Below are 26,638 nucleotides of genomic sequence, written 5' to 3'. Positions count from 1 at the left end.
CGCGACCCCACCGCCCCTGACCGTCCGCTCAGGCGGGGACGAGCGTGACCGGGACGCCGTTGAGCACCGCGTTGCCGGACAGCGGGTCGACGATCGACTCGTCGGTCAGGATGTTCGCGCTGACCCCGGCGTTCTTGGCCGCGACGAGCTGCGAGGTGCCGGCGTGACCCCAGCCGTGCGGCAGGCTCACCACCCCTCGCATGATCGTGTCGGTGGGCTCCAGCTGGACGACCAGTTCGCCGGCCGCCGACCTGATCACCGCGTGGCCGGCCAGCCCGAGCTCCTCCACATCCTGTGGATGGATCTGGAGCGTGCAGCGGTTGCTGCCGCCGACCAGCGGGGCGACGTTGTGCATCCAGCTGTTGTTGGAACGCAGGTGGCGGCGCCCGATGAGGACGAATCCGCTCGCCCGCCTGCCGAGCCCCTCGCGGAGCCGGGGGACGTCGGCGAGGATCGCCTCCGGGGCGAGTTCGACGGCGCCGGAGGCCGTCGTGAGGACGCCCTCGGGGATGCGGGGCCGCAGAGGGCCGAGGTCGATGCCGTGCGGGTTCTCCAGCAGCGTCGTGAGCGACAGGCCGTTCCCCTCGCCGAGCGCCCGCCCGCCCCAGTCGCCGTACGGGCCCAGGCGGAGCATGGCGTCCAGGCGCAGCTCGGCGCCGTTCGACCCGGTCAGCAGGGCGCGCAGCCCGGCCGGGTCCTGCCCCTCCACGGGAGACCCGGGAGTCTCCACGGCCCTGCGCAGCGTCTGGTCGAGCGCGAGCTCGTCCAGCAGGGCCGGGTCGGCGCTCGCGCCCTGGCCTGAGGCGATCATGGTGAGCCGCGCGAGGATCTCGCCCTCCGACGGCCGTCCCTCCGGCAGCGGCACCACCGGAGGCGAGTACCTGACGTAGTCGCGCACCGCGAAGCCGAGCAGCGCGAAGTCGTAGTGCCCGGCCTGAGTGACCCGCGGCGGCGGCAGGATCACATCGGCGTGCCGGGTCGTCTCGTTCAGGTACGGATCGACGCTGACCATGAAGTCGAGGCCCGCCAGGGCCCGGTCGAGCCGCGCGCCGTTCGGCGCCGAGAGCACCGGGTTGCCGGCCACCGTGATCAGCGCCCGGATCCGGCCCTCGCCGGGCGTCTCGATCTCGTCGGCCAGCGTCGCCACCGGCAGCTCCCCGTTGGCCTCCGGCAGGCCGCGCACCCGGCTGTGCCAGCGCCCGGTGGCGTACGGCCTGCGCCGCCGCGGGCCCTCGGTGGCCGGACGGGGGAACATGGCGCCGCCGGGGCGGTCGAGGTTGCCGGTCAGGACGTTGACCACGTCGACCAGCCACTGCGCGAGGGTGCCGAACTCGACCGTGCAGGTGCCGATGCGGCCGTACACCGCCGCCGTCGGCGCGGCCGCCAGTTCCCGGGCCAGCCGGGTGATCAGCTCGGCCGGCACGCCGCAGGCGTCCGCGCAGGCCTCGGGGGTGAAGCCGGAGACGGCCTCCTCCAGCTCGGCCAGGCCGCCGACCGGCACGCGCACGTCGGTGAGCTTCTCGGTGAGCAGTGTGTGGACGACGCCCATCAGCAGGTAGGCGTCGGTGCCGGGCCGGATGAACACGTGCTCGTCGGCCAGGGCCGCCGTGCGGGTGCGGCGCGGATCGACGACGACCAGCCGCCCACCGCGCCTGCGCAGGGCCTTCAGCCTGCCCGGGAAGTCGGGGGCGGTGCAGAGGGAGCCGTTCGACTCCAGCGGGTTGGCCCCGAGCATCAGCAGGTAGTCGGTGCGGTCGAGATCAGGCACCGGGATCGTGAGCGAGTGACCGAACATCAGGCCCGCCGACACCTGCTTCGGCATCTGGTCGGCGGTGCTGGCCGAGTACACCTGCCGGGTGCCGAGGGCGCGGATCAGCGGGGCGGCGTACAGCGCGCCGGCCATGGTGTGGGCGTTGGGATTGCCCAGGTAGATCGCCCGGGAGGGGGCGGGGACGGCGGACAGGCCGCGCTCGACGGCCTCGAAGGCCTCCTGCCAGCTCGCCTCCCGCCACTCGCCGCCTTCACGGATGAGCGGGGTGCTCAGGCGGTCGCCGTCCTGGTCGAGGCGGCCGAGGCTCGCGCCCTTCGGGCAGACGAAGCCCTTGCTGAAGGGATCGTCGGCGTCCCCCCGCACCCCGATGACGTTGTCGCCGTCGTCCAGGGTGAGGGTGAGGCCGCAGACGGCCTCACACAGCGGGCAGGTCCGGTGAGCCGTACGCATCGAGCGGCCTCCTGAGTTCGAGAGATGAACTCATCTTTACCGCTGATGGCGCCGACGGGGAAGAGCGAAGAGTTACCGCATCCCTGGACCAGGGCGCCGGCCTGGCCCTCCACCCGACGGCGTGCCTGGCGATTCTCGGCCGCCATGGGGTGGCGGTGTCCATCTCGCAGGGGAAAGTGGCATGCTCTTGGAGCGATGAGAAGTCACCCTGCCGCCCCCGTCCCTCCCGCCCCCGCCGAGACCACCCCCTCCACTCGTGTGCGGGGCGGCCGGCGCGCCGGGCGCGTCGCGGCCGTGGCCGTGGCCGTGGCGGTGTCCCTCGCGGGTCTGTCCGCCTGCTCGGCGGCCGAGCCCGCCACCACCCCCGGCTTCAAGGCCACCGGCTCGGCGAAGAGTCCCACCTCCTCCGGCGACTCCGGCGAGCAGGACAAGCCGGCCGCGCAGCACAAGCCGTTCACGATCGCGTTCGGCGGCGACGTGCACTTCGAGGGCATGCTGAGGAACCGGCTGGCGAACCCCGCCACCGCCCTCGGCCCGATCTCCTCGGTGCTGCGGCGCGCCGACCTGACCATGGTGAACCTCGAGACGGCCATCACCCAGGGCGGTACCCCCGCGCCCGGCAAGCAGTTCACCTTCCGCGCGCCGCCCACCGCGTTCACCGCGCTGAAGGCCGCGGGCGTCGACGTCGCGTCCATGGCGAACAACCACGGCATGGACTACATGGAGAGCGGGCTGCGCGACTCCCTCGCCGCGATCCGCCGCACCCACTTCCCGGTCGTCGGCATCGGGGCGAACGCCGCCCAGGCGTACAAGCCGTTCCGCAAGACGGTCAACGGCAATCGGGTGGCCATCATCGGCGCCACCCAGGTGATGGACTCGCAGTTCATCCAGGCGTGGACGGCCACCGACACCAAGGGCGGCCTGGCCTCGGCCAAGGACGAGCAGCGGCTCCTGGCCGCCGTCCGGCAGGCCCGCAAGAGCGCCGACACCGTCATCGTCCACCTGCACTGGGGCACCGAGCTGCAGAAATGCCCCAACCAGGCCCAGCTGAGCCTCGCACCCAAGCTCATCGCCGCCGGCGCCGACGTCATCGTCGGCGGGCACGCCCACATCCTGCTCGGCAGCGGGTACCTCAAGGGGCGGTACGTCAACTACGGCATGGGCAACTTCGTTTTCTACAACTCCGGCCCGCTGACCGGCGCCACCGGCGTGCTGACGCTGACGATCGAGGGGCGCAAGGTGCTGAAGGACCAGTGGACCCCGGCGCGCATCAGCGGCGGCATCCCGATCCCGGTGACCGGGACCGCCAAGCAGCAGGCGGTGGCGAACTGGAAGTCCCTGCGCGGCTGTGCGGGCCTGAGTGCGAGCCCGGCGGCGACCGCGGGCTGAACACGGCCGTGGGCTGAACACCGGCGTGCGGGTTCCGGTCCACTGGTGACGCGCGCCCCGCCGGTCCATGGCCCAGGGGTGAGCGGCGCCGAGGGGGGATCGGCCCGAGGAGCTCTGAGGCCGTGTCTTCCTCGGGTCTCACACCCTGCCTATATTTGGACGAGTTGTCCAATAATCTTTCCCGGTGTGAAGTGAGGCGTATGCGGTTCATCGACGCGGGTGACGTACGGCTGGCGCTCCACGAGCAGGGGGACCCGGCGAGGCCGACGGTGCTGCTGGTCCACGGCTACCCCGACACCCACCGGGTGTGGGACGAGGTGGCGGAGCTGCTCACCCCCGGCTTCCATGTCGTCAGGTACGACGTCCGGGGGGCGGGCCGCTCGTCCGCGCCGCGCGAGACCGGCGCCTACCGCCTCGACCGCCTGGTGGGCGACCTCGCCGCCGTGCTCGACGCGATCGGCGAGCAGACCGTGCACCTGGTCGGCCACGACTGGGGCTCCATCCAGGGATGGGAGGCGGTGCGGCGGCTCCCCGGGCGCTTCGCCTCGTTCACCTCGATGGGCGGCCCCGGCCTGCACCAGTGGGCGCGCTTCATGAAGGACGCGGCCCCGCGCGACGTCGCGGGGCAGGCCCTCCGCTCGTGGTACATGGCCGCCTTCCAGGCGCCCGGGCTCCCGGAGCTCGCCTGGCACGCCGTCGTGCCTCGCGTGCTCGGCCGCGCCATGCGCCTGGAAGGGGTGCGTCCGCGCGAGGGGCATCCCGCCACCACACTGGTCCGCGACGGGACGAACGGGGTGAACCTCTACCGGGCCAACATGTTCGCCTCTCGCGACGAGGTGCCAGAGCCGTACGTCGACGTGCCGCTGCAGCTCATCGAGGCCGCGAACGACCCCTTCGTCTCGCCGCGGCTGCTCGCCTCCCTGCGCCGCTGGGTGCCCCGCATGTGGCACAGGAAGATCGCCGCGGGACACTGGGCGCAGCGCACCCATCCCGAGGTCGTCGCCCGCATGATCGGCGAGTTCGTCCGTCACATCGAGGACGGCACACCGCCCTCCCGTGAGCTCGCCCGCGCCGGCGGCACGCGCGGCGTGTACGACCGGCGGCTCGTCGTCGTCACCGGGGCGGGGAGCGGCATCGGACGGGCGACGGCCAGGGCGTTCGCCGCCCACGGCGCCGAGGTCGTCTGCGCCGACCTCGACCTCGACGCCGCCCGGCGCACCGCCGAGGAGATCGGGCGCCGCGACGGCGTCGCCCACGCGCGCCGGGTCGACGTCTCGCGCGCCGACGAGATGGAGCTGTTCGCGCAGGCCGTGCGTGACGAGCACGGCACCCCCGACATCGTGGTCAACAACGCCGGCATCGCCGTCACCGGGTCCTTCCTCGACCACGAGCTGTCCGACTGGCGGCGCACCATCGACGTCAACCTCTGGGGCGTCGTTCACGGCTGCCGCCTGTTCGCCCGGCAGATGGTCGAACGCGGCGAGGGGGGCCACATCGTCAACATCGCCTCGCTGGCCGCCTTCATGCCCTCACGGCTGCTTCCGGCCTACTCGACCTCGAAGGCGGCGGTGAAGATGCTCAGCGACTGCCTGCGCGCCGAGCTGGCCGGCAAGGGCATCGGTGTGACGGTGGTCTGCCCCGGGTTCGTCTCCACCGCGATCGCGAGCAACGCGACGTACCGGGGCGGTCACCGCGCGCTGAGCGAGTGGGTGCTGCTCCGGCGCGGCTACCCGCCGGAGCGGGTCGCGGCGCACATCCTGCGGGCCGTCCACCACGACACCGCCGTGGTGCCCGTGAACGCCGAGGGCAAGATCGGGTACGCGCTGTCGAGGCTCTCCCCGGGGCTGCTGCGGGGATTCGCCCGTCTGACCGATGCCAATATGGGACGACTGCCCGCGAAGCGCTGACCGCTGACGCTCTGTCAGGGCAAGATGAAAACCGTGCCTGCCTCGCCCACCCACCCCTGCGATGACGAGCATCAGCCCCTGCGCCGCAAACCCTCCCAGCGGCGCAGCGCACGACGTGTCGAGCGCATGCTCGACGCCTGTGCCGAGCTGCTCGACGAAATCGGTTACGAGTCGCTGTCGACCACCCGCATCGCCGAGCGGGCCGGGGTCGCCATCGGCTCGGTCTACCAGTTCTTCCCCGACAAGCGGGCGGTCACCCAGGCGCTGACCCAGCGCAACGTCGAGCTGTTCATCGCGCGGGTCGGCCGGCGGTTCATGACCGAGGAGTACGCCGGCTGGTGGCACGCCGTCGACGCGATCATCGACGAGTACGTCGACATGCACCGCAGCGTTCCCGGCTTCCGCGCGCTGCGCTTCGGCGACGCCGTCGACCTCAACCTGCTCGACTCGGTCTCGGAGAACAACACCGTGATCGCCGGGCGGCTTCGCGGGCTGCTGCTGGCCGAGTTCGGCATGGCCGACAGCGAGGAGCTCGACCTCAGCCTCACGGTGGCCGTCGAGGCCGGGGGCGCGGTGCTGGCCCTGGCCTTCCGCCGCGATCCCCAGGGCTGGCCGCCGCTCGTGCGGGAGGCCAAGCGCCTGATCCGCGAATACGTGTCGAGCCAGCTCCGCTCCGGGCCCGGCTCCGGGGCCCCGATCGCGGCCTCGTCCGCCTGACCGCCGCCGACGCTCACCTCCCTGACCTGCCGGCGCGACCCGCGCTGATCGGAAACCCGGCTGAAGAGTGCGATACAGGATGTCGCGCTGGGTAACCCTTGATTACGGGAGGTGAGCGGATGAGTGCCCCGCGCGATGACGTACTGGTGGTGCCCGGAAGCCGCCTTCACTACGAGGTCCGTGGCACCGGACCTCTCCTGCTCGTGCTGCAAGGGGGCGATGGGGACGCCCGGCACAGCGGTGGGCTGGTCAGGCGGCTCGCCGGTGAGTTCACCGTCGTGACGTACGACCGCCGCGGCCTCTCCCGCAGCACGATCGACGACCCCTCCCGTCCGGTGACCGTCGAGACGCACGCCGACGACGCCCACCGCCTGCTGGCCGCGCTGACCCGCGAACCCGCCCTGCTCTTCGGGTCGAGCTTCGGCGGCCTCGTCGGGCTCGCGCTCGCCACGCGGCACCCCGAGCAGGTGGCGACTCTGGTGACGCACGAGCCGCCGGTGCTCGGGCTGTTGCGCGGCGCCGCGAGGGCCCGCGCCCGGCGGGTCCTGAAGGAGCTCGAGGTCGTCTACCGGGACGAAGGGTGGGTGGCGGCGTTCAAGACGCTGGCGGAGATCACCGGTGCCGGCGCGGGCGACCGGGAGCCCGACGCCGAGCTGCCGCCGCCGCTGTCGAGAGAGCGCATCGCCAACATGCACTTCTTCTTCTCCCGCGACCTCCCCGCGCTGCGCCGCTGCGAGCTGGGCGTCGCGGAGATCGCCGGACTCGGGAGGGCCGGCTGCGCGCGTGCGGTCCCCGGCGCCGGCCGTACGACGCCGCGCGACTTCTTCGACCACCTCTGCGTGGAGGCGCTGGCCCGCGTCCTCGGCACCGAGGTCGTGGAGTTCCCGGGCGGTCACAACGGTCCGACCACCCATCCGGCGGGGTTCGCGTCGCGGCTGGGTGAAGTGCTGCGGGGGACGTGATGAGGCTCAGAACGTCATTCGACGCCCGGCGGCGGGATGAACGACTGCGGTTCCCGGGTTCCGCGGGTCACCTGCGGACGGCCCTCGGCCTCACGGGCGGCGGTCGGCGCCGAACCTCGCGAGCCGCCGGAGTACGAGGCGCCGTCCTGGTCCAGGGCCCCGCACGGCGTCGACACCTGGTGAACCGCCTTCCGCGCCGCCTGGACCTCCGCGTGCAGCCGCATCACCTCCTGGCGTTGGCGCTCGGCCGTCTCCACCCGGGCGGTGGCGTAGCCGAGGGTCCCCGGGACGACCGCGGCGAGCACGGTGGCGCAGGCGACGGCGAAGGTGGTCTGCCAGGACATGTCCATCGCAGCTCCTTCGAAAGGCGTGAGAGACCTTCCAGGCAGTGCCGATATGCCCGTCTCCCAGCAGCGGCACGCGGAGTGTGGTCAAACATGTGCGAATCGGGATCGAAGCAATGCCTGCGGTTGTCCGCGCAGAGTCGAGCAGCGCTCGGTAACCTCGTCCTGTGGCTCATGTGACGCGGGAGCAGCTTGATCGGCTGCTCGAACAGGCCCTGCTGAACGACGATCACGGGGCTCTGGCCGGGCGGCTCGACGAACTGGCGCGTTGCTACGCGTCCGGAGAGGTCTCTCGTGCCGCGATCCTGGTGATGGCCGCCGAAGAATGGCGGCAGGCGGGGCAGGCGGCCAGGGCCCTTGCGTCCTACCAGCAGGCGCTCGACGACGGCGGTGAGGTGAGCGTCGACCCTCGGGCCGGCATCGCCGACACCCTCTTCGAGCTCGACCGTCCCGACGAGGCGCGTGAGCTGGTCGAGTCGATCAAGGCCGACGGGCGCGCCGATCCCGCCACCGCGCTCCACGTGGCCGAGACCCTGCTGGCCTACGGCGACCTCCCCGGCGCCCACGAGTGGGCCACCGAAGGGATCCTCGCGAGCGAGGGCACGGGCGGCACCCGCGACGCGCTGCTGCGCACGCGCTACCGCATCCGCGTCGACCTCGGCCTCCCCGAAGACGATCTCGACGCCCTGCTCGACGTCTCCCGCTGATCCCGCACGCCCCGGCAGGGGTGTGCGGGCCGCGACCCCGCCGTCGCGGCCCGCACGATGACGGTGCCGGTTCCTCCGCCTCAGCCCCTCACCGGGTGCGGAGGTTCGGCACGGACAGATCGTTCACGGTGGCGGGCGACTGCTGGGGGAGGCCCACCTCGGGCACCGCCTTGACCTCGGCGACCGTCTGCGGCTCGACAGGCAGCCCGCCGGAGAGGACCGGCACGGAGCCGGTCGCGTCCGGCGCCGGAGAGGCGGGGAGGCCGGGAACGGGCGAGCCGGCGACGCTGGAGAGCGGCGTGCCGATCTCGGAGGCCGGGGCACCCGGCGGCACGTCGGAGGCCGTGGCGCCGCGCGCGTTCAGGCGGGCCGTGCCGGGCAGCCGCGACGCGGTCTCCGCCCGCGCGACCAGGCTCCCCTGCCGCTGCGGCGCGCCGTAGCCGGCCCTCGTCCCGCCGAAGGTCCTGGGCAGGAAGTGGTCCCTGGCGTACTCCGGGACGCTGCGGATGATGGCCGGAAGGTTGGTCAGGCCGAAGACGACGGTGGTGTCGGACGGCAGCCGGGACGAGCGGCCGATGTGCTCGATGCTGACGATCAGGTCGCCGTTGCCGGGCCCCTCGACCCGCGGCGCCGGGATGCCGGGGACGGGGTCGGCGGCGTGCCGCGCGGCGGCGAGCGCGCCGCCCATGCCGAGCCAGCTCGCGCCGGCGGCGACCACGGCCACGGCGACGGCGCCCCGGATCTTGCGTGAAGTGCGCATGAAGACTCCCTGACTACTTCTCGTGCTTTGACGAGCACTGAAGGTAGTCAGGGAGCCTCGCTGTGAGCGGGTCGTTGACCCAATGCTGGTGAATCCCTTACCGGGCGGCCTCCACCGTGAGGGTGTCCCCGGCGACGTCCAGATCGACCACGACCTCGTCGCCGTCGTGGATCGCACCGGCCAGCAGGCTCTTGGCGAGCTTGTCACCGATCGCCGACTGCACCAGCCGGCGCAGCGGCCGCGCGCCGTACAGCGGGTCGTACCCGGTGAGGGCCAGCCAGTCGCGCGCGGCCGGCGTGACGGTCAGCGTCAGCCGCCGGTCGGACAGGCGCCGCGCGAGCCTCGCGACCTGCAGGTCGACGATCTGCGTCAGCTCCTCCGAGCCGAGCGCCTCGAACTGGATCACGTCGTCGAGCCGGTTCAGGAACTCCGGCTTGAAGGAGTTCCGGACCGCCTGCATGACCTTCTCGCGCCTGGCCTCGGGCTCGAGCGCCGGGTCGACGAGGTACTGCGAGCCGATGTTCGAGGTCAGGATCAGGATCGTGTTGCGGAAGTCGACCGTGCGGCCCTGGCCGTCGGTCAGGCGCCCGTCGTCGAGCACCTGCAGCAGGATGTCGAACACCTCGGGGTGGGCCTTCTCGATCTCGTCGAGCAGCACCACGGTGTACGGCCGGCGCCGCACCGCCTCGGTGAGCTGGCCGCCCTCCTCGTAGCCGACGTAGCCGGGAGGCGCGCCGACCAGACGGGCGACGCTGTGCTTCTCGCCGTACTCGCTCATGTCGATGCGGGTCATGGCGCGCTCGTCGTCGAAGAGGAACTCCGCCAGGGCCTTGGCCAGCTCGGTCTTACCGACGCCGGTGGGGCCGAGGAAGAGGAACGAGCCGGTCGGCCGGTCGGGGTCGGCGACGCCCGCCCGTGCCCGGCGCACGGCGTCGGACACGGCCTGGACGGCCTCGCGCTGCCCGACGAGCCTGCGCCCGAGCTCGTCCTCCATGCGCAGCAGCTTGGCGGTCTCGCCCTCCAGCAGGCGCCCGGCGGGGATGCCCGTCCAGGAGGAGATCACCTGCGCGATGTCGTCGGCGCCGACCTCCTCCTTGACCATGGAGTTCTCGGGCTGCGCCTGCGCGCTCGCCTCCTCGACCTCCTTCTCCAGGCGCGGCACGTCGGCGTACATCAGACGGGAGGCCGCCTCGAAGTCGCCGTCGCGCTGGGCGCGCTCGGCCGCCGAGCGGGCCTCGTCGAGCTGCTTCTTCAGCTCGCCGACCCGGTTGAGGCCGGCCTTCTCCTTCTGCCAGCGCACGACCAGGTGGTCGAGCTCCTCCTGGCGGTCGGCGAGCTCCTTGCGGAGCTTCTCCAGGCGCTGGACGCTCGCCTCGTCGGTCTCCTTGGCGAGGGCGAGCTCCTCCATCTTGAGCCGGTCGACGGCGCGCTGCAGCTCGTCGATCTCGACCGGACGCGAGTCGATCTCCATGCGCAGGCGGCTCGCGGCCTCGTCCACCAGGTCGATGGCCTTGTCCGGCAGGAATCGCGCGGTGATGTACCGGTCGGAGAGCGTGGCGGCGGCGACCAGGGCGCTGTCGGAGATCTGCACCTTGTGATGGGCCTCGTAGCGGCCCTTGAGCCCGCGCAGGATCGCGATGGTGTCCTCGACCGTCGGCTCGCCGACGAAGATCTGCTGGAACCGCCGCTCCAGGGCGGGGTCCTTCTCGATGTGCTCGCGGTACTCGTCGAGCGTGGTCGCGCCGATCATGCGCAGCTCGCCGCGGGCCAGCATGGGCTTGAGCATGTTGCCCGCGTCCATCGCGCCCTCGGCCGCGCCCGCGCCGACCATGGTGTGCAGCTCGTCGATGAACGTGACGACCTGGCCGTCGCTCTCCTTGATCTCGTTGAGGACGGCCTTCAGCCGCTCCTCGAACTCGCCGCGGAACTTCGCGCCGGCGACCATCGCGCCGAGGTCGAGGGAGACCAGGCGCTTGCCGCGCAGGCTCTCGGGCACGTCGCCGGCGACGATGCGCTGGGCGAGGCCGTCGACGACGGCGGTCTTGCCGACGCCCGGCTCGCCGATCAGCACCGGGTTGTTCTTGGTGCGGCGGCTGAGGACCTGGATCACACGGCGGATCTCGTTGTCGCGGCCGATGACCGGGTCGAGCTTGCCGGCGCGGGCCTGCTCGGTGAGGTCGACGCCGTACTTCTCCAGGGCGCGGTAGGTGTCCTCGGGGCTCTCGCTGGTCACGCGGGCGTGGCCGCGCACCTTCTCGAACGCCTCCAGCAGGGCGTTGGGGGTCGCTCCCTGCGCCTTCAGCAGCTCGGCGATGCGGCCCCCGTCGGCGGCGAGGCCGACCAGCAGGTGCTCGGTGGAGACGTACTCGTCCTCCAGCTGCTTGGCGCGGGCCGCGGCGGTGTTCAGCACCACGAGCAGCTGCCGGGAGGACGACGGGGCGCTCACGGTCGCCCCCTGGGCCTTCGGGAGCTGCTCCAACTGCTGCTCGGCCTCGGCGCGGAGCCTCTTCCAGTCGGCCCCGACGGCCTCGAGGAGGTGCACGGCGGTGCTGTCGGTCTGGGCGAGCAGGGTGGTGAACAGGTGGGCGGGGGCGACCTCGGGGTTGCCCTCGGCCGCGGCGCGCCGGACGGCGCCCGACAGGGCGTCCTGGCTCTTTCGCGTCAGCTTGTAGTCCACGCTTATCTTGCCTCTCCTCGCATGGCGGCTCGCCGCGTGTTCGCCGGGGCGGTGCCTCGCCGCTTCGCTATGTCAGCGCCGAAGACCTGGGGCGCTGATGTGAGCGCGGCGAGGTTCGGCGTCGTGGTGTCGGTCCGCCGGGCGGCCGGGGTGGTGCCGGTGGCGGTGTGGACGGAGGGCGTCCGGTCCGGGCGCCCCGCCGTCTTCGGGCCGTCCCGCACGGGCCATCTGTCAGTGATCAGCCCAGTCGATGAGGGCGATGTGCCGGAGATGGCCTACGCGGGTGGAAGTTGGTACTGGATCAGGGCGCGGATCATCGCCATCTCGCTCCTGAGCCGGCTGATCTCCTCGCGCATGCGGAGGTTCTCGGTCTCCAGGGCGAGGATGCGTTTGATGCCCGCCAGGTTGATGCCCTCCTCCTGGGAGAGCCGCTGCACCTCACGGAGCATCACGATGTCGCGGGTGGAGTAGAGCCTGCCCCGGCCGGCCGTCCGGCCCGGGCTGACCAGGCCGAGGCGGTCGTACTGACGGAGCGTCTGCGGGTGCAGCCCGGAGAGCTGGGCGGCGACCGAGATGACATACACGGGTGTGTCATCGGACAGGTCGAAGTAGTTGGCGTCCACGGGCGTCGCCTCCCTTCGGGCTTACTCGCTGTCGGCCAGTTTGAGCAGCTCGGCACGGGGGTCCGCTTCGCCCGTGACGGCGCGGAACTCCTCGAGCGCGGCCTTTTCCTTCTCGTCGAGCTGCTGCGGCACCGCGACCTCCACGGTGGCCAGCAGGTCGCCCTTGCTTCCGTCCTTGCGGGCGACCCCCCGGCCGCGGACGCGGAACGTGCGGCCGTTCGGGGTGCCCTCGGGGATCCGGAGGGTGACCGGCATGCCCTGGAGGGTCGGCACCTTGATCTCGGCACCGAGAGCGGCCTCGGTGAACGTGACCGGAACGGTGATCGTGAGGTTGTCGCCGGAGCGGCCGAACACCGCGTGCGGCTTCACGTGGATCTCGACGTAAAGGTCGCCGGCGGGCCCGCCGTTCTCGCCGGGCGCGCCCTTGCCCTTGAGCCGGATGCGCTGGCCGTCGGCCACCCCCGCCGGGATGCGCGCCTGCAGCGTGCGGGTGCTCTTGCCACGCCCGCTGCCCTCGCACACCGGGCAGGGGTCGTCGACGAGCAGCCCACGGCCCTTGCAGTCGCGGCAGGGCTCGGAGAAGGCGAAGTTGCCGAGGTTGCGGCTGGCGGCTCCGGTGCCCTCGCACGTCGGGCAGACGCGCGGGGTGGTGCCGGCCTTGGCGCCCGTGCCGTTGCAGGCCGAGCAGGCCGAGGAGCTGGTGAGCCGCAGGGCCACCGTGGTGCCGTTGGCCGCCTCGGTGAACGAGAGGCTGACCTCCGACTCGATGTCCTGCCCCCGGCGGGGACGGTTCGTGGTCGAGGTGCGTCCGCCGCGGTTGAACAGGCCGCCGAACAGGTCGCCGATCCGCTCTCCCGCGCCGCTGCCGCCCTGCGCGCTGCCTCCGAAGAGGTCGCCGAACTCGAACGGGAAACCGCCGCCGCCGCGGGGGGCGCCGCCCCCCGCGTACCCGCCGAGACCCGATCCGAACAACGTGCGCGCCTCGTCGTACTCCTTGCGGCGCTTGGCGTCGGACAGGATGTCGTAGGCCTCCGAGACCTGCTTGAACTTGGCCTCGGTCTCGGTGTTGCCCTGGTTGGCGTCCGGGTGGTACTTGCGTGCCAGCCTGCGGTACGCCTTCTTGATCTCGTCGGCGGTGGCGGTCTTCGACACACCAAGGACCGCGTAATAGTCCTTCTCCAGGTAGTCCTTGGTGCTCATCTATTGCTTCCTTCGCCTGCCAAAGGGGTTGTCGCTCAATTGTCCTCGGGGTCGGCCGCGGCCTCGCCCGCCTCGCCCGTCTCGGACGCGGAGCCCTGGGAGGGCTCCTCGGGCTCGGCGACGGCCACGCGGGCCGGGCGCAGGACCCGCTCACCCAGGCGGTAGCCGGGCTGGAGGATCTCCACGCAGGTGGGCTCGGTGACCTCGGCCGAGTAGCTGTGCATCAGGGCCTCGTGCACCGTGGGGTCGAACGCCTCGCCCTTGGTGCCGAAGGCCGACAGCCCCAGCTTGCCGACCGCGCTCTCGAGCGCCTCGCTCACCTTGGCGAACCCGCCGGTGAGCTCACCGTGGTCGCGGGCCCGGCCGATGTCGTCCAGGACCGGCAGGAGCTCGGCGAGCACGTTGGCGACCGCCTGCTCCCGCACCACGACCCGGTCGCGCTCGACGCGCTTGCGGTAGTTGGAGTATTCGGCCTGGAGCCGCTGGAGGTCGGCGGTGCGCTCGGCCAGCTGCGCGCTCACGCCGTCGTCGGGCCGCGGCGCCTCCGCCGGGGCGGCGGGGGACGGCTGCTCGGCCGTCTTCCCCGCCCCCTGGCGCACCTCGCCGGTCTCCGGGTCGATGCGCCTGTTGTCGCGGATCACAAGGCCCTCGTGCTCGCTCCCAGAATTCGGGGACGTCACGCGGCACCGCCCTCCCGCTTCTTAGGCTCCTCGTCGACGATCTCGGCCTCGACGACGTCGTCGTCGGCCTTGGCGCCGGCGCCCGCGGTCGCGCCCGAGGCGTCGGCCGCGCCGTCACCGGCGGCCTGGGACTGAGCGTAGATCGCCGAGCCCATCTTCTGGCTGACAGTGGCGAGCTTCTCCGCAGCGGCGCGGATGGCGGCCGAGTCGGTGCCCTCCAGCGTCTTCTTCAGCTCCGACAGGGACTCCTCGACCTCGGTCTTGACCTCGGCCGGGATCTTGTCGTCGTTGTCGCGGAGGAACTTCTCGGTCTGGTAGGCGAGCTGGTCGGCGTTGTTACGCGTCTCGGCCTCGTCGCGGCGCCGCTTGTCCTCTTCAGCGTAGGACTCGGCCTCGCGCATCATGCGCTCGATGTCGTCCTTCGGCAGCGCGGAGCCACCGGTGATCGTCATCGACTGCTCCTTGCCGGTGCCGAGGTCCTTCGCCGAGACGTTCACGATGCCGTTGGCGTCGATGTCGAAGGTGACCTCGATCTGCGGGATGCCGCGCGGCGCGGGGGCGATGCCGGTCAGCTCGAAGGTCGCGAGCTTCTTGTTGTAGGCCGCGATCTCGCGCTCACCCTGGAAGACCTGGATCTGCACCGACGGCTGGTTGTCCTCAGCGGTGGTGAAGACCTCCGACCGCTTGGTCGGGATCGTGGTGTTGCGCTCGATGATCTTGGTGAAGATGCCGCCCTTGGTCTCGATGCCGAGGCTCAGCGGGGTGACGTCGAGGAGCAGGACGTCCTTGACCTCGCCCTTGAGCACACCGGCCTGCAGCGCGGCGCCGATCGCGACGACCTCGTCGGGGTTGACGCCCTTGTTGGGCTCCTTGCCGCCGGTCAGCTCGCGGACCAGGTCGCTGACGGCCGGCATGCGGGTGGAGCCGCCGACGAGCACCACGTGGGCGATGTCGGAGACCTTGATGCCGGCGTCCTTGATGACCTGGTGGAACGGGCCCTTGCAGCGCTCGAGCAGGTCGGAGGTGATGCGCTGGAACTCCGAGCGGGTCAGCTTCTCCTCGAGGTGGAGCGGGCCCTCGGCGGAGGCGGTGATGTAGGGCAGGTTGATCGAGGTCTCGGTCTGGGCCGACAGCTCGATCTTGGCCTTCTCGGCCGCCTCGCGAAGGCGCTGGAGCGCCATCTTGTCCTTGGAGAGGTCGACGCCGTGGGCGTTCTTGAAGCGGGTCACCAGCTCGTCGACGATGCGCTGGTCCCAGTCGTCGCCACCGAGGTGGTTGTCACCGCTGGTCGCCTTGACCTCGACGAAGCCGTGGCCGTCCTCCTGGCCGACGTCGAGCAGCGAGACGTCGAAGGTGCCGCCGCCGAGGTCGAAGACCAGGATGGTCTGGTCCTTCTCCTTGTCGAGCCCGTAGGCCAGAGCGGCCGAGGTGGGCTCGTTGATGATGCGCAGGACGTTGAGGCCCGCGATCTGGCCGGCCTCCTTAGTGGCCTGGCGCTGGGCGTCGTTGAAGTACGCCGGGACGGTGATGACCGCGTCGGTGATCTTCTCGCCGAGGTACGCCTCGGCGTCCGTCTTCAGCTTCTGCAGGACGAAGGCGCTGATCTGCTGGGGGGAGAACTTCTTGCCGTCGATCTCGACGGTCCAGTCGGTGCCCATCTCCCGCTTGACCGAGCGGATGGTGCGGTCGACGTTGGTCACGGCCTGCCGCTTGGCGACCTCGCCGACGAGCACCTCGCCGTTCTTCGCGAAGGCGACGACGGACGGGGTCGTCCGCGAGCCCTGCGCGTTGGCGATGACGGTGGGCTCACCGCCCTCGAGGATCGAGACGACGGAGTTGGTCGTCCCAAGGTCGATACCTACCGCACGTGCCATGAGTACGTCCTTGTAGTCAAAGTTGAGTCCGTATGGCTCAATCTTGAGCCTGGCTCGTCGCTTTGTCAAGCGACTTGAGTCTGATGGGCTCAACCCTATCCGCTGCCAGGTTATTCCGCGCACAGCCCGCCCTCGCAGGGGCTTCGGCGCATGAGAAAGGCCGCCGGTCGATGACCGGCGGCCGGGGCTGCGGGGCTCTCAGAGCTTGGCGCCGTCGACGACCTTGCGGTGGCCGAGGGGGGCCTTGAGCTTGACGGTCGTCGTCTTCTGCACGGCGATCTCGATGCAGGCGACGTCCTCCGAGCCCGGCTCGGCGCCCTCGTACAGGGTCACGATCACACGCTTCCCGGTCTGGCGCAGGCTCACGTGATCGAGGACGGCGCAGGGCTCCACGCCGGACCACCACACGATCTTGAGCGTGCGTCCGTCGCGGGAGGGCTTGGCCGACTCCCACCGCACCTCGTGCGGCTTGATCGTGTGCCCCTTCGGCCGGATGGGGGTGGGCTCGGTCTTCGGCGCCACCGTGGCGGAGACCGAGGTCGTCGCCGTCGTGGAGACCGGCTGGTCGGGGGTCAGGCTCGTGGCCGTGGCACTCGGAGCCGCGCCGCATCCGAGAGCGAGCAGCAGGGATCCGGTCGCCAGTGTCGCCGTCATCATCCGCATATCCCTACGACGTATCCGATCCCACCGGGGTTCGAGGCCCTCCGGCAGATGCCCGGGGCGTCCTGGTCACTTGTCCGGTACCGGCCCGGCGACGCCCTCCGTAGCGTTCCGATCAGCAGGGAAGACGCCCCTGATCCGAACATATGGGGAAGCTCAGTGAAACTCACCGAACGCCTCGGCACCACGTTGGCGCCGGCGGCCGTGACGACCTGCACCTTGCGCCCGACGTCGACCCCGGCGAGCGTGACGACGACGACCGCGCCCGCGACGACGCCGCCACCATCGTCGGCATCGCGGCGGGCTTCGCGGTGTTCATCGCCGTGTTCGTGGTCTCCTCGACGTTCGCGTTCGCGGTGGCGCAGCGCCGCAGGGAGTTCGCGCTGCTGCGCACCGTGGGCGCCACCCGCCGCCAGGTCCGCTGGATGCTGTACGGAGAGGCCGGCCTGGTCGCGGTCGTCGCCTCGGCGATCGGCGCGGCGGCCGGGCCGGCCGCCGCCGGTCCCGTGCTCGACTGGCTGGTCGGCCTCGGCATGGCACCCGGCTGGCTGACGCCGACCGACGCGTCGTGGCCTTCCGCCGTGGCCTTCTCCACCGGCGTCGTGGTCGCCCTCTGCGGCGTGGCCGCCGCCGCAGGGCGCGGACCGCAGCAGCTGGTGGAGGGCCGCGAACGGCAGTTCCGCCTCGGTCTCCACGCCGGTGCTGCGCAGCACCCTGAGCCCCTCGGCCCGGTCCACCGCATACCGGAGGAGGGCCGTCTTGCCGATGCCCGGGTCGCCGCGCACCACCAGGACGCCGCTGCGTCCCGCACGAGCGCCGTCCAGCAGGTCGTCCAGGGCTTGCTGGTCGCCGCGTCTTCCCCGAAGCATGGCCAGCAATGTAGCGAAGCAGGGCCATGTCATCAGGAAACGGCATTACACCCAGACGGTGGGACGCCCCGCCGATCCGGTGATCGGCGGGGCGTCCGGGCCGGGTAGGCGGGCGGGTCAGCGCTCGCCGGGCACCCAGTCGTCGTCCGCGGTCGGGGCCGAGCGCAGCGTCGCGGCCGGCGGCACCGGGTCGGGGAACGGCGCGCAGTGGACGTCCGGGCCGGGGAGGCTCGCCGGGAGCGTGCCGTCGGTCAGGTACGCCTTCCAGATGTCGTCGACGCACGCGTTGCCGCGGCCGGTGAGGCCGTGGTTGCCGCCGCCGTCCATGACCACCAGGCGGGAGGTCGGGAAGCGCTTGTGCATCTCGACGCCACCCTGGTACGGCGTGGCGGCGTCCTTGGTGTCCTGGAAGAACAGGGCGTCCTTGATCCACTTGCCGTTGACGCGCAGGTCGTCGTGCCCGCGGACCGGCCACGACTGGCACTGGGCGTTGTACCAGGCGTTGCCCCAGGTGAGGAACGGCGCGGTGCGGTAGGACTGCCACCAGTCGCGGTGCCAGGTGCCCCAGTCGCGCGGCCAGCGGGCGTCGCTGCACTCCACGGCCGAGTAGACCGCGAAGCCGTTGTCGTCGCCGCTGTTGTCGCCGTAGGTCGCGTACGCCGACTGCAGGGCCGAGTCGTCACCCGCCACGTACTTGGCGAGGGCGTTGGCGAGGAGGGGCCAGCGGCTCTTGAGGTAGCCGCCCGCGAGGTAGGTGTCGTCGAGTTCGTCCGGACCGACGCGGCCTCCGGCCGGGGTGGCCTTCAGCTTGGCGCGGCTGGCGTAGTACGCCTTCTCCACGTCGGCGGGGTTGGTGCCGAGGTGGTAGGTGCCGTCGTACTGGGCGATCCAGGCGAAGAACGCCTTGGCACGGTCCTCGAAGGCGTGGTTCTGGTCGAGGTTGGCGTCGTACCAGACCCGCTCGGGGTTGACGATGCTGTCCAGCACCAGGCGGCGGACCTTGCCCGGGAAGAGGGTCGCGTACGTGGCCCCCAGGTAGGTGCCGTAGGAGTAGCCGACGTAGCTGATCTGCTGCTGCCCGAGGGCCTTGCGGATCTGGTCCATGTCCTTGGCCGCGTCGACCGTGGTCATGTGCTTGAGCAGGTCGCCGTAGGTCGCGTCACAGGCCTTGGAGTAGCCCTGCATCTTCTTCACCCAGGCGGCCTCCTCCGCCCACGTGGAGGAGATGTAGTCGGGGCGCACCGGGTCGAAGAAGTGCGGGTCGCAGCTCAGAGCCGGCTCGCTGGACCCGACGCCGCGCGGGTCGAAGCCGATGAGGTCGTACTGGGCGGCCAGCGGGGCGCCGAGGCGGGTCTGCATCACCGCCGGGTAGGCCAGGCCGCTGCCGCCCGGGCCGCCGGGGTTGAACAGGATCGCGCCCTGGTAGTGCGCGGTGTCGGTGGCCTTCTTGCGTGAAACAGCGATCTTGATCTTCTTGCCCCACGGCCGGCCGTAGTCCAGCGGGACCTCGACCGAGGCGCACTCGATGCCCGCGGGCAGGCCGGCGCACTGCGCCCACTGGGGGGCGGGGGGTGTGTAGTCGGGGGCCTGCTGAGCGCTGGCCGTCGCGGGTGCCGCGACCAGTGCTCCGCTCAGACCCACGCCGGCGGTGGCCAGCGCTATCAGGATCTTTTTCACGTAAACCCCTTCGATACCGGCGGTTCCGGCGCTGGAACCGACTTACGGCACCATCGGGTAGATCATGCGTATAAAGGCGGTATAAGACGACAGCCGTCTGTACTTGGTTGTCAAACCGCAACATGGGCCGTGCGTCCCGTGATCGACGTCTGAAGGGCCGTAAGGTGGGGAGGTCTCTCCCATCGGCCGTCATCTCGTCGGGAAGGGTTGCCAATGGTCTTGCGTCAGGTTCTGCTAGCGGCTTCCAGCAGCGACCGCGTGGAGAGCGTCGTCAGGACGACGCCGCTCACCGCCCGGTACGTCGCGGGGGAGGGCGCCGACCAGGCCGTGGCCGCGGCGGCAGGGGTCGTCGCCGACGGGCTGCTGGTGAGCCTCGACCATCTCGGCGGGGAGGCCCGCGACGCAGCCCAGGCCGCCCGCGCCGTGGAGGCGCATCTCGGGCTCCTCGACGGCCTCGCCCGGCGTGGCGTCGCCAAGGGGGCCGACATTTCGCTCCGGCTCTCGGGCCTCGGGCTGCGCTTCGACGAGAAGCTCGCCAAGGACAACGCCGCCCGCGTGTGCCAGGCGGCCGAGGAGGCCGGGGCGGGCGTCACCCTCGACGCCGAGGAGGCCCCACTGGCCGAGGCGGCACTGCGGCTGCACTCCCAGCTGCTCGAGGAGCACTCCTCCGTGGGTGTGGAGATCCAGTCGTCCTGGCGCCGGGCCGAGGAGTACTGCCGGTCGCTGGCCTCGGCCCGCGTACGGCTCTCGCGCGGCCTGATCGGCGGGCCCGCGCCGGTGTCCTACCAGGAGCCGGAGGACGTCGACCGCTCGTACGTGCGCTGCCTCAAGGCGCTGATGACGGCCGGGGGGTACCTCACGGTCGCCACGCACGACCGGCGGCTCGTCGAGATCGCCTCGGCGCTCGCGGTGCTGAACGAGCGCGAGCCCGGCGGCTTCGAGTACCAGATGGCCTACGGCGTGCGCCGTCCGGAGCAGCGGCGGCTGGCTCACGACGGGGCGCGCGTCCGCGTCCGCATCCCCTACGGCGCCGACTGGTACGCCCAGCTCACCCGCCGGGTCGCCGAGCGGCCCGCCAACCTCACCCTTCTCGCCCGCTCCCTGGTGGGGCGCTGACGGTCGTCCACAGGCGAAGAGTTGTCCACAGGCGGGGCGGTGGCGGGACCTCGCGGGGTGCGGAGTCGGTAGGCTTCGAACGCTCCCAACTCCCAGAGGTGCGTTGACATGATCGCGATTCTTGGCACAGGCAAGATGGGCGAGGCCCTGCTGTCGGGGCTGCTGCGCGCGGGCGTCCGGCCGGGCGAGATCATGGCCACCGCCCGCCGCGAGGAGCGGGCGCAGGCGCTGCGCGAGCGCCACGGTGTGCAGGTCGTGTCCAACATCGACGCGGCCAAGACCGCCGACACGCTGATTCTGGCCGTGAAACCGCAGGACATGGGCAATCTGCTCACCGAGATCGCGCCCCACGTGCCCGCCGGCAAGCTGGTGGTCACCGTGGCGGCCGGCATCACCACGTCCTTCGTGGAGTCCCGGCTCGGCGACGAGGTCCCGGTCGTGCGGGTCATGTCCAACACCCCGGTGCTGGTCGACGAGGCGATGAGCGTGATCTCGGCCGGCGCCCACGCCTCCGAGAAGCACCTCAAGCACACCGAAGACCTGCTGAAGCCCGTCGGCAAGGTGCTGCGCATCCCCGAGTCCCAGCAGGACGCCGCGACGGCGCTGTCCGGCAGCGGCCCGGCCTACTTCTTCTACCTCGTCGAGGCCATGGTCGACGCAGGCATCCTGCTCGGCATGCCGCGGGCGGCGGCGCTCGACATGGTCATCCAGTCGATCGTCGGCGCGGCGACCATGCTGCGCGACTCCGGCGAGCACCCTGTCATCCTCCGCGAGGCGGTCACCTCGCCGGGTGGCACCACCATCTCGGCCATCGCCGAGCTGGAGCGCCACCGCGTCCGCGCGGCCTTCCTCGCCGCCATCGAGGCCGCCCGCGACCGCAGCCGCCAACTCGCCTCCGGCTGAAGCCCCCGCCGGTCGTACGGTGAAGCCGGCGCCGTTGGACGGCGGGTGGCTCGGCTAGCCGGTACGGCGGTGGCCGTAGTGGCCACTCACCCGCCCGGCCTCCGGCCCCGGACGATGTTCTCGACTCGACGCCGGAGTGGATCAGGCGTCGAGGGACGTCAGGCGGGCGAACTCCTCGAACGAGATCCGGCCGTCGCCGTCCGCGTCCGCCTCGGTGTCGAGCGCGCCGATGGCCTCGGCGGGCAGGTGAGGGAAGTGCTCCCTGAACTCCGCGTGGGTGATGAAGCCGTCGCCGTCACCGTCGATCGAGTCGAACCGCTTCTTGAGCCGCGCCCACCGCTGGTCCGCGCTTTCTTCTGACAAGGAAACCTGCCTCCCGGGCGAAAAGTAACCCTTTACGCCGAACACCCTAGTTCTCCGCACGACGCCGGGCACGCCCGGGCGCGACGGTCACTCCTTAGGAAACTTTCCGAACAGAGGCGTAAGGTGATCTCGGACCGCCCCGGCGCACCCGAGCCGCCGCGGCCTCACACCGAGGGCGGCAGAAGGATCGCACGGCGGAGGAACGGCGTGGCCGCCATGGGCGGGGGGACACGGGGGATCGATGACGGGGCGCACGGAAACGGACGAGCGGGCGAGCGGGCCCGAGGTCTGGACCCCCGGCTTCCGGCTCTTCTTCACCGCCCGCTCGGTCTCGACGCTGGGCACCGCCATGGTGCCCGTCGCGATGTCGCTCGGCGTGCTCCAGGCCGGCTACGGCCCGACCGGGGTGGGCTACACGCTGGCGTCCGCGACGGTGCCGGTGGCCGTCCTGGTGCTCTTCGGCGGGGTCTTCGCCGACAGGTTCACCCCGCGCCGGATGATGGTCGGCGCCGACCTCGCGCGCCTGGTGTCCCAGTCGGTCACCGCGACGCTGTTCCTCACCGGCACCCCCGCCCTCTGGCAGCTCATGGTGATCGCCGCGATCAACGGCACGGCCGTGGCCATGTTCCAGCCCGGCCTGGCGAGCCTCGTCCCGCAGCTGGTGCGCGACGTGCAGCGCGCGGTGGCCACCCAGCGCACATCCGAGTCGATGATGCTCCTGATCGGGCCCTCGATCGCGGGGTTCCTGGTGGCGTTCGCCGACGTGGGCGTGGTGTTCCTGATCGACGCGTTCGGGTTCGGCGTCAGCGCCCTGTGCCTGGCGCTGCTCCGGCTGGACCCGGCTCGCGCGAAGGCCGCGGACGGGAGCATCTGGAGCAACCTCCGGGAGGGATGGCGCGAGTTCAGGTCGCGCACCTGGATGTGGGGCGTGATCGTCATTTGGTCGGTCATGGGGATCGCCGCCTTCGGTCCCTCGCTGCCGCTCGGATCCGCCCTGATCAGCGCCTCGTACAAGGCCACCGGGTACGGCTTCGTCACCTCGGCCTACGGCGCGGGCACCATCCTCGGCGGCGTGATCGCCATGCGGGTCAAGCCGGTCCGGCCGCTGGCCGCCGGGGCGGCCGCGATGTTCCTGTACGCGCTCCAACCTCTGTCGATCACCCTCGGTCTCCCGCTGCCGCTCATGGCCGCGTGCCATCTCCTTGCGGGGACGGGGGCGGCCTTCTGGGGCGTCATGTGGATGACCAGTGTGCAGACGCAGGTGGCGCCCGAGGTGCTGAACCGGGTCCACGCCTACGAGGTGGCGGGGTCGGTCATGGCGCTCCCCGTCGGCCAGGCCCTCGCCGGTCCCGCCGCTTCCTGGCTGGGGGCGGAGCGGGTCCTCGCGGTCTCGACGATGGTGGCCGTGGCGGGCTGTGTCGTGCTGCTGAGCGTGCCCGCCATCCGCCGCCTGCGCCGCGTCGCCGCTCCGCCGGCGGCGGGCGGGCCTTCGGGCTGACCGTCGGGGCGCAGGGGGTCGCTCCTACGATGGGCCGGTGACGATATGTCGCGGTATCCCCCCGCTTCTCATCGGTCTCGCCGTGCTCGTGTCCGCCTCCGCCTGCTCCCAGGACGAGACGCCGAAGGTGCAGATCGCCGAGGTCGAGCGCGCCCCGGTCCGCGAGGTGGTCGAGGCTCCGGCCACGGTCGGTGCCCGCGCCACCGCGACCCTGCGGTCTCCCGCCTCCGGCACGGTGGCCAAGCTGTACGTGCACGACGGTGACGCCGTCGACAAGGGGCAGGTCCTCGCCCGGATCAGCTCTCCGCAGGCTAAGGACCAGCTCAAGCAGGCCCGCCGCGCGGAGCGGCAGGCGTCCCGACCGGTACGGCTCGCGGGCGCGGCGCCGATGCCGACGATCAGCCTCGCGGGCCTCGGCGCCACCCCGGCCCTCGACCGCAAGATCGCCCGTGGTTTCGCCAGGGCCCGTGCGGCGGCCAAGAAGATCAAGGATCCTCTGGTCAGAGCTCAGTTGCTCGCCGCGATCGACGCCGCCGCGGCCCAGCAGCGGGCGCAGCGGACGGCGCTGAACCAAGTGACCAAAGGGTTGACCGCGTCGGTCAACCAGGTGCTCTCGCAGGTCGGCGGGCAGATCGGGGCGGGGCTCGGCGGGCTCGCCTTCTCCATGAGCTCCCTGCAGGCGGCCTCCAGGAGCCAGGCGCGGGCAGCGGTCAAGGTCGCGGAGACGACCGTCGACGGGCTGGTGATCAAGGCGCCCTTCCGCGGGATCGTCACCCTCGGCGGCCCGCCGGGCGGCGGCTCCGGCGGCCTCGGCGCCCTCATCGGCCAGCTGCCCGCAGGTCTCGCGGGACAGGCGGGCTCGGCCGGGGCGTCGCCTGGCGGGCCCGGGGCGGCGTCCGGCTCCGGCGGCACGATCGCCGCCGGGGTTCCGGTGGCGGCGGGCGATGCCGTCGCCACGGTGACCGACGTCTCGAAGCTGACACTCTCCGCCGACGTGGACGAGACGGACGTCCTGCTGGTGAGGCCCGGCGTCAAGGCGGAGGCCGAGCTCGACGCGGTGACCGGGGCCACCTACGGCGCGAAGGTCGCCGCCGTGGGCGTCACCCCGAAGGAGGGCACCACCGGCGGTGTGAGCTATCCGGTACGGCTGACGCTGGGCCGGGGCGCGTACGACGACGGAGGCGTGGCGCCCGCGCCGAAGCCCGGAATGAGCGCCGTCGTCCGGCTCACCGTGCGGGAGTCGCCCGACGCGGTCGCGGTGCCCGCGTCCGGCGTCGTCACCAGTGGCAAGGAGACGGTGGTCTGGGTGGTCCGCGGCGACGGCACGGCCGAGCGGCGGGTGGTCAAGCTCGGCGCCCAGGGCGACGCCGAGGTGGAGGTCACCCGGGGTCTGTCGGTCGGCGAGAGGGTCGTCGTCAAGGGCGCCGACACCGTGAGCGCGGGGCAGAAGCTCACATGACGACGCGTCCGGGCCGGTCACCGGCCGCCCGTACGTACCCGCGACCGGCCCTCGGCGCGTCCGGTGACGGAGGTGGGGTGTGGTGAGCGTGCCCGCGTTCGAGACCGTCGATCTGGCCCGCTCCTATCGGCTGGAGGGTGTGTCGGTCGACGCGCTGCGCGGGGTGAGCCTGCGCATCGACCACGGGGAGTTCGTGGCGATCGTCGGCCCGTCCGGGTCGGGCAAGTCGACGCTCATGCACCTGCTGGGCTGCCTCGACAGGCCCACCTCCGGCATCCTTCGGGTGAACGGGGTCGACGTCGCCACGCTGGACGACGGCGGCCTGGCCGAGCTGCGCAACCAGGCCATCGGGTTCGTGTTCCAGTCGTTCCACCTGCTCGCCCGCACCTCGGCCCTGGAGAACGTCGCGCTTCCGCTGGTCTACCGGGGGGTGGGCAGGGCCGAGCGGCGTGAGCGGGCCCGGCGGGCCCTTTCGGCCGTCGGCCTCGGGCACCGGCTGGGCCACCGGCCGTCCCAGATGTCGGGCGGCGAGCAGCAGCGGGTGGCGATCGCCCGGGCGCTGGTCGGCGACCCGAAGGTCGTGCTCGCCGACGAGCCGACCGGCAACCTGGACTCGCGCAACGGGGAGGAGGTCATGGACATCCTGCGGGAGCTCAACTCGTCCCGGGGGGTGGCCGTGGTCCTGGTGACCCACGAGCGCGAGGTGGCCGACCTCGCCCGGCGGCGCATCCACGTCCGCGACGGCCGCATCGAGCTGGACACGGCCGCCGGCGATGACGGCCAGGGCGACGAGGTGGCGCCGTGAGGACGGCCGAGGCGTTGCGGATGGCGCTGGAGGCGCTGCGCGCGAACCGGTTGCGCAGCGCGCTCACCATGTTCGGCGTCGTGATCGGCGTGTCGGCGGTGGTGATCCTCGTCGCGATCGGCACCGGGGCCAAGCAGGCGGTGGAGAAGGAGATCGCCGGGCTGGGGAGCAACATCATCCTGGTGGTCCCCGGCCAGGTGGGGCTCGGGGCCGCGCCCACGCAGAGCCGTCTCACCCTCGCGGACGTCGCGTTCGTCCGCCGCCTGGTCGGTGATCCGGCGAAGGTGACGGTGGCCGTCAGTTCCGGCGAATCGGTGCGGGTCGGTCGTACGGAGGTCTTCGCCACGCTCACCGGCACCGACGAGAACCTGCCGAACATCTTCGAGCGGCCGCTGCGCCGGGGCAGGTACCTCAGCGCGACCGACGTGGAGACGCGGCGGCGGGTGGCGGTCCTCGGCTCGGAGGTCGGGGCGAAGCTGTTCGGCGACGTCGACCCGATCGGCCGCCAGGTGACGATCTCGGGGGTGCGGTTCCGTGTCGTCGGCCTGTACGAGCCGCTGGGATCGACGTTCGGCGTGGCACGCGACCAGGAGGTGCACGTGCCCGTCACGACGGCGCAGCGCCTGATCGGCCTGTCACGGATCAACGGCATCGCGGTGGGGGCGTCCGGCCCGGACGAGATCGAGCCGCTGCGGCAGCGGGTGGTGACGGGGCTGAGCGGGAGGTATCCGGGGGAGCGGTTCAGCGCCGTGACCCAGACCCAGCTTCTCGGCACCATCGGAACGGTGCTCAGCATGCTGACCGGGGTCCTCGCCGCCATCGCGGGCATCTCGCTGCTGGTCGGCGGCGTCGGCGTGTCCAACATCATGCTGGTCAGCGTCCGGGAGCGCACCCGGGAGATCGGGCTGCGCAAGGCGCTCGGGGCCCGGCAGCGGGACGTCCTCGGGCAGTTCCTCATCGAGGCCGTGCTTCTCACCACGATCGGCGGCGTGATCGGCATCCTGATCGGGGTGGGCGGTTCGCTGCTGATCCAGGCGCTGTCGCCGGTGCCGGCGGCGATCACGTGGTGGTCCGTCGTCCTCGCCTTCGGCGTGTCGGCCGGCGTGGGCGTCTTCTTCGGGGTGGCCCCGGCGCGCCGCGCCGCCCGCCTCGACCCCGTCATCGCCCTGCGCGCCGAGTAGAGCCCGCCGCCGCCCCACGGAAACCCGGCGCAGGAGGGGATGGGCG

Annotated in this window: 21 protein-coding genes and 3 pseudogenes; 12 read left to right on the top strand and 12 right to left on the bottom strand. The window is 71.9% G+C overall.

The features are described 5' to 3' along the window. Positions 1-28: 28 nt before the first annotated feature. On the bottom strand, positions 29-2,221 hold the full coding sequence (locus KIK05_RS08205) for a molybdopterin-dependent oxidoreductase (RefSeq protein WP_214409975.1): 2,193 nt from the start codon (positions 2,219-2,221) through the stop codon (positions 29-31). Positions 2,222-2,416: 195 nt separating this feature from the next. Between KIK05_RS08205 and KIK05_RS08200 the strand changes: the two genes are divergently transcribed. From KIK05_RS08200 to KIK05_RS08185, 4 genes are all read left to right on the top strand, one after another. Next, positions 2,417-3,610 carry a CapA family protein gene (locus KIK05_RS08200; RefSeq protein ID WP_214409974.1) on the top strand — a complete coding sequence of 398 codons (1,194 nt, stop codon included), beginning with the start codon at positions 2,417-2,419 and terminating at the stop codon, positions 3,608-3,610. Positions 3,611-3,810: 200 nt separating this feature from the next. Continuing rightward, complete coding sequence (locus tag KIK05_RS08195; protein ID WP_214409973.1) at positions 3,811-5,517, top strand: SDR family oxidoreductase; 1,707 nt, start codon at positions 3,811-3,813, stop codon at positions 5,515-5,517. A 33-nt stretch (positions 5,518-5,550) separates the two neighbouring features. Further along, complete coding sequence (locus KIK05_RS08190; RefSeq protein ID WP_308249812.1) at positions 5,551-6,234, top strand: TetR/AcrR family transcriptional regulator; 684 nt, start codon at positions 5,551-5,553, stop codon at positions 6,232-6,234. Positions 6,235-6,353: 119 nt separating this feature from the next. Then, on the top strand, positions 6,354-7,196 hold the full coding sequence (locus tag KIK05_RS08185) for an alpha/beta fold hydrolase (protein ID WP_214409972.1): 843 nt from the start codon (positions 6,354-6,356) through the stop codon (positions 7,194-7,196). Positions 7,197-7,210: 14 nt separating this feature from the next. Here the strand turns inward: KIK05_RS08185 and KIK05_RS08180 are convergent, their stop codons facing one another. Beyond that, positions 7,211-7,546: a hypothetical protein gene (locus KIK05_RS08180; protein ID WP_214409971.1), complete on the bottom strand. Its 336-nt coding sequence runs from the start codon at positions 7,544-7,546 to the stop codon at positions 7,211-7,213. 161 nt (positions 7,547-7,707) lie between these two features. Here KIK05_RS08180 and KIK05_RS08175 point away from each other — a divergent pair, with 161 nt between their 5' ends. After that, complete coding sequence (locus KIK05_RS08175; RefSeq protein WP_308249811.1) at positions 7,708-8,247, top strand: tetratricopeptide repeat protein; 540 nt, start codon at positions 7,708-7,710, stop codon at positions 8,245-8,247. Between the two features lie 88 nt (positions 8,248-8,335). Here KIK05_RS08175 and KIK05_RS08170 read toward each other — a convergent pair whose 3' ends face one another. From KIK05_RS08170 to KIK05_RS08140, 7 genes and pseudogenes are all read right to left on the bottom strand, one after another. Further along, positions 8,336-9,007: a hypothetical protein gene (locus tag KIK05_RS08170; protein WP_214409970.1), complete on the bottom strand. Its 672-nt coding sequence runs from the start codon at positions 9,005-9,007 to the stop codon at positions 8,336-8,338. 97 nt (positions 9,008-9,104) lie between these two features. Beyond that, positions 9,105-11,684: an ATP-dependent chaperone ClpB gene (gene clpB, locus KIK05_RS08165; protein ID WP_214409969.1), complete on the bottom strand. Its 2,580-nt coding sequence runs from the start codon at positions 11,682-11,684 to the stop codon at positions 9,105-9,107. Between the two features lie 370 nt (positions 11,685-12,054). Continuing rightward, a pseudogene (locus KIK05_RS08160) lies at positions 12,055-12,307 on the bottom strand (heat shock protein transcriptional repressor HspR); the annotation flags it as partial. A 21-nt stretch (positions 12,308-12,328) separates the two neighbouring features. After that, entirely contained in the window at positions 12,329-13,507 is a 1,179-nt protein-coding gene (dnaJ, locus tag KIK05_RS08155; RefSeq protein ID WP_214409967.1) for a molecular chaperone DnaJ, read from the bottom strand. Positions 13,508-13,542: 35 nt separating this feature from the next. Next, complete coding sequence (gene grpE, locus KIK05_RS08150; protein ID WP_372455573.1) at positions 13,543-14,148, bottom strand: nucleotide exchange factor GrpE; 606 nt, start codon at positions 14,146-14,148, stop codon at positions 13,543-13,545. A 35-nt stretch (positions 14,149-14,183) separates the two neighbouring features. Continuing rightward, the gene (dnaK, locus tag KIK05_RS08145; protein WP_214409965.1) at positions 14,184-16,061 is read right to left on the bottom strand and encodes a molecular chaperone DnaK; all 1,878 of its coding nucleotides are present in this window, start codon (positions 16,059-16,061) and stop codon (positions 14,184-14,186) included. 198 nt (positions 16,062-16,259) lie between these two features. Further along, the gene (locus KIK05_RS08140) at positions 16,260-16,718 is read right to left on the bottom strand and encodes a hypothetical protein (RefSeq protein WP_214409964.1); all 459 of its coding nucleotides are present in this window, start codon (positions 16,716-16,718) and stop codon (positions 16,260-16,262) included. 149 nt (positions 16,719-16,867) lie between these two features. Between KIK05_RS08140 and KIK05_RS47995 the strand changes: the two are divergent. Next, positions 16,868-17,341 (top strand): annotated as a pseudogene (locus KIK05_RS47995) (FtsX-like permease family protein); the annotation flags it as partial. A 78-nt stretch (positions 17,342-17,419) separates the two neighbouring features. Here the strand turns inward: KIK05_RS47995 and KIK05_RS08135 are convergent. Together KIK05_RS08135 and KIK05_RS08130 are read right to left on the bottom strand one after the other, a co-directional pair. Continuing rightward, a pseudogene (locus KIK05_RS08135) lies at positions 17,420-17,590 on the bottom strand (ATP-binding protein); the annotation flags it as partial. A 117-nt stretch (positions 17,591-17,707) separates the two neighbouring features. Continuing rightward, positions 17,708-19,267, bottom strand: a complete 1,560-nt coding sequence (locus KIK05_RS08130; RefSeq protein ID WP_308249810.1) for an alpha/beta hydrolase — start codon at positions 19,265-19,267, stop codon at positions 17,708-17,710. 258 nt (positions 19,268-19,525) lie between these two features. On the opposite strand from KIK05_RS08130, the gene KIK05_RS08125 reads away from it, so the two are divergent. After that, on the top strand, positions 19,526-20,383 hold the full coding sequence (locus tag KIK05_RS08125; RefSeq protein WP_308249809.1) for a proline dehydrogenase family protein: 858 nt from the start codon (positions 19,526-19,528) through the stop codon (positions 20,381-20,383). 108 nt (positions 20,384-20,491) lie between these two features. Then, entirely contained in the window at positions 20,492-21,286 is a 795-nt protein-coding gene (proC, locus tag KIK05_RS08120; RefSeq protein WP_214409962.1) for a pyrroline-5-carboxylate reductase, read from the top strand. Between the two features lie 141 nt (positions 21,287-21,427). Here proC and KIK05_RS08115 read toward each other — a convergent pair whose 3' ends face one another. Next, positions 21,428-21,649 carry an EF-hand domain-containing protein gene (locus KIK05_RS08115; RefSeq protein WP_214409961.1) on the bottom strand — a complete coding sequence of 74 codons (222 nt, stop codon included), beginning with the start codon at positions 21,647-21,649 and terminating at the stop codon, positions 21,428-21,430. A gap of 241 nt (positions 21,650-21,890) precedes the next feature. Here KIK05_RS08115 and KIK05_RS08110 point away from each other — a divergent pair, with 241 nt between their 5' ends. The 4 genes from KIK05_RS08110 (at position 21,891) to KIK05_RS08095 (ending at position 26,592) form a co-directional block, all read left to right on the top strand. Next, positions 21,891-23,147, top strand: a complete 1,257-nt coding sequence (locus KIK05_RS08110; protein WP_214409960.1) for an MFS transporter — start codon at positions 21,891-21,893, stop codon at positions 23,145-23,147. Positions 23,148-23,184: 37 nt separating this feature from the next. Then, positions 23,185-24,606, top strand: a complete 1,422-nt coding sequence (locus tag KIK05_RS08105) for an efflux RND transporter periplasmic adaptor subunit (RefSeq protein WP_214409959.1) — start codon at positions 23,185-23,187, stop codon at positions 24,604-24,606. A gap of 82 nt (positions 24,607-24,688) precedes the next feature. After that, positions 24,689-25,411, top strand: a complete 723-nt coding sequence (locus tag KIK05_RS08100; RefSeq protein ID WP_214409958.1) for an ABC transporter ATP-binding protein — start codon at positions 24,689-24,691, stop codon at positions 25,409-25,411. Continuing rightward, positions 25,408-26,592: an ABC transporter permease gene (locus KIK05_RS08095; protein ID WP_214409957.1), complete on the top strand. Its 1,185-nt coding sequence runs from the start codon at positions 25,408-25,410 to the stop codon at positions 26,590-26,592. The genes KIK05_RS08100 and KIK05_RS08095 overlap by 4 nt, the downstream gene beginning before the upstream one ends. Positions 26,593-26,638: the final 46 nt, after the last annotated feature.

The organism is Sphaerisporangium fuscum (assembly GCF_018531465.1).
In the GTDB taxonomy this organism is placed as follows: Bacteria; Actinomycetota; Actinomycetes; order Streptosporangiales; family Streptosporangiaceae; genus Sphaerisporangium; species Sphaerisporangium fuscum.
The sequence above is the reverse complement of the archived record's forward strand: the minus strand, read 5'-3'. Positions and strand labels throughout refer to the sequence as shown.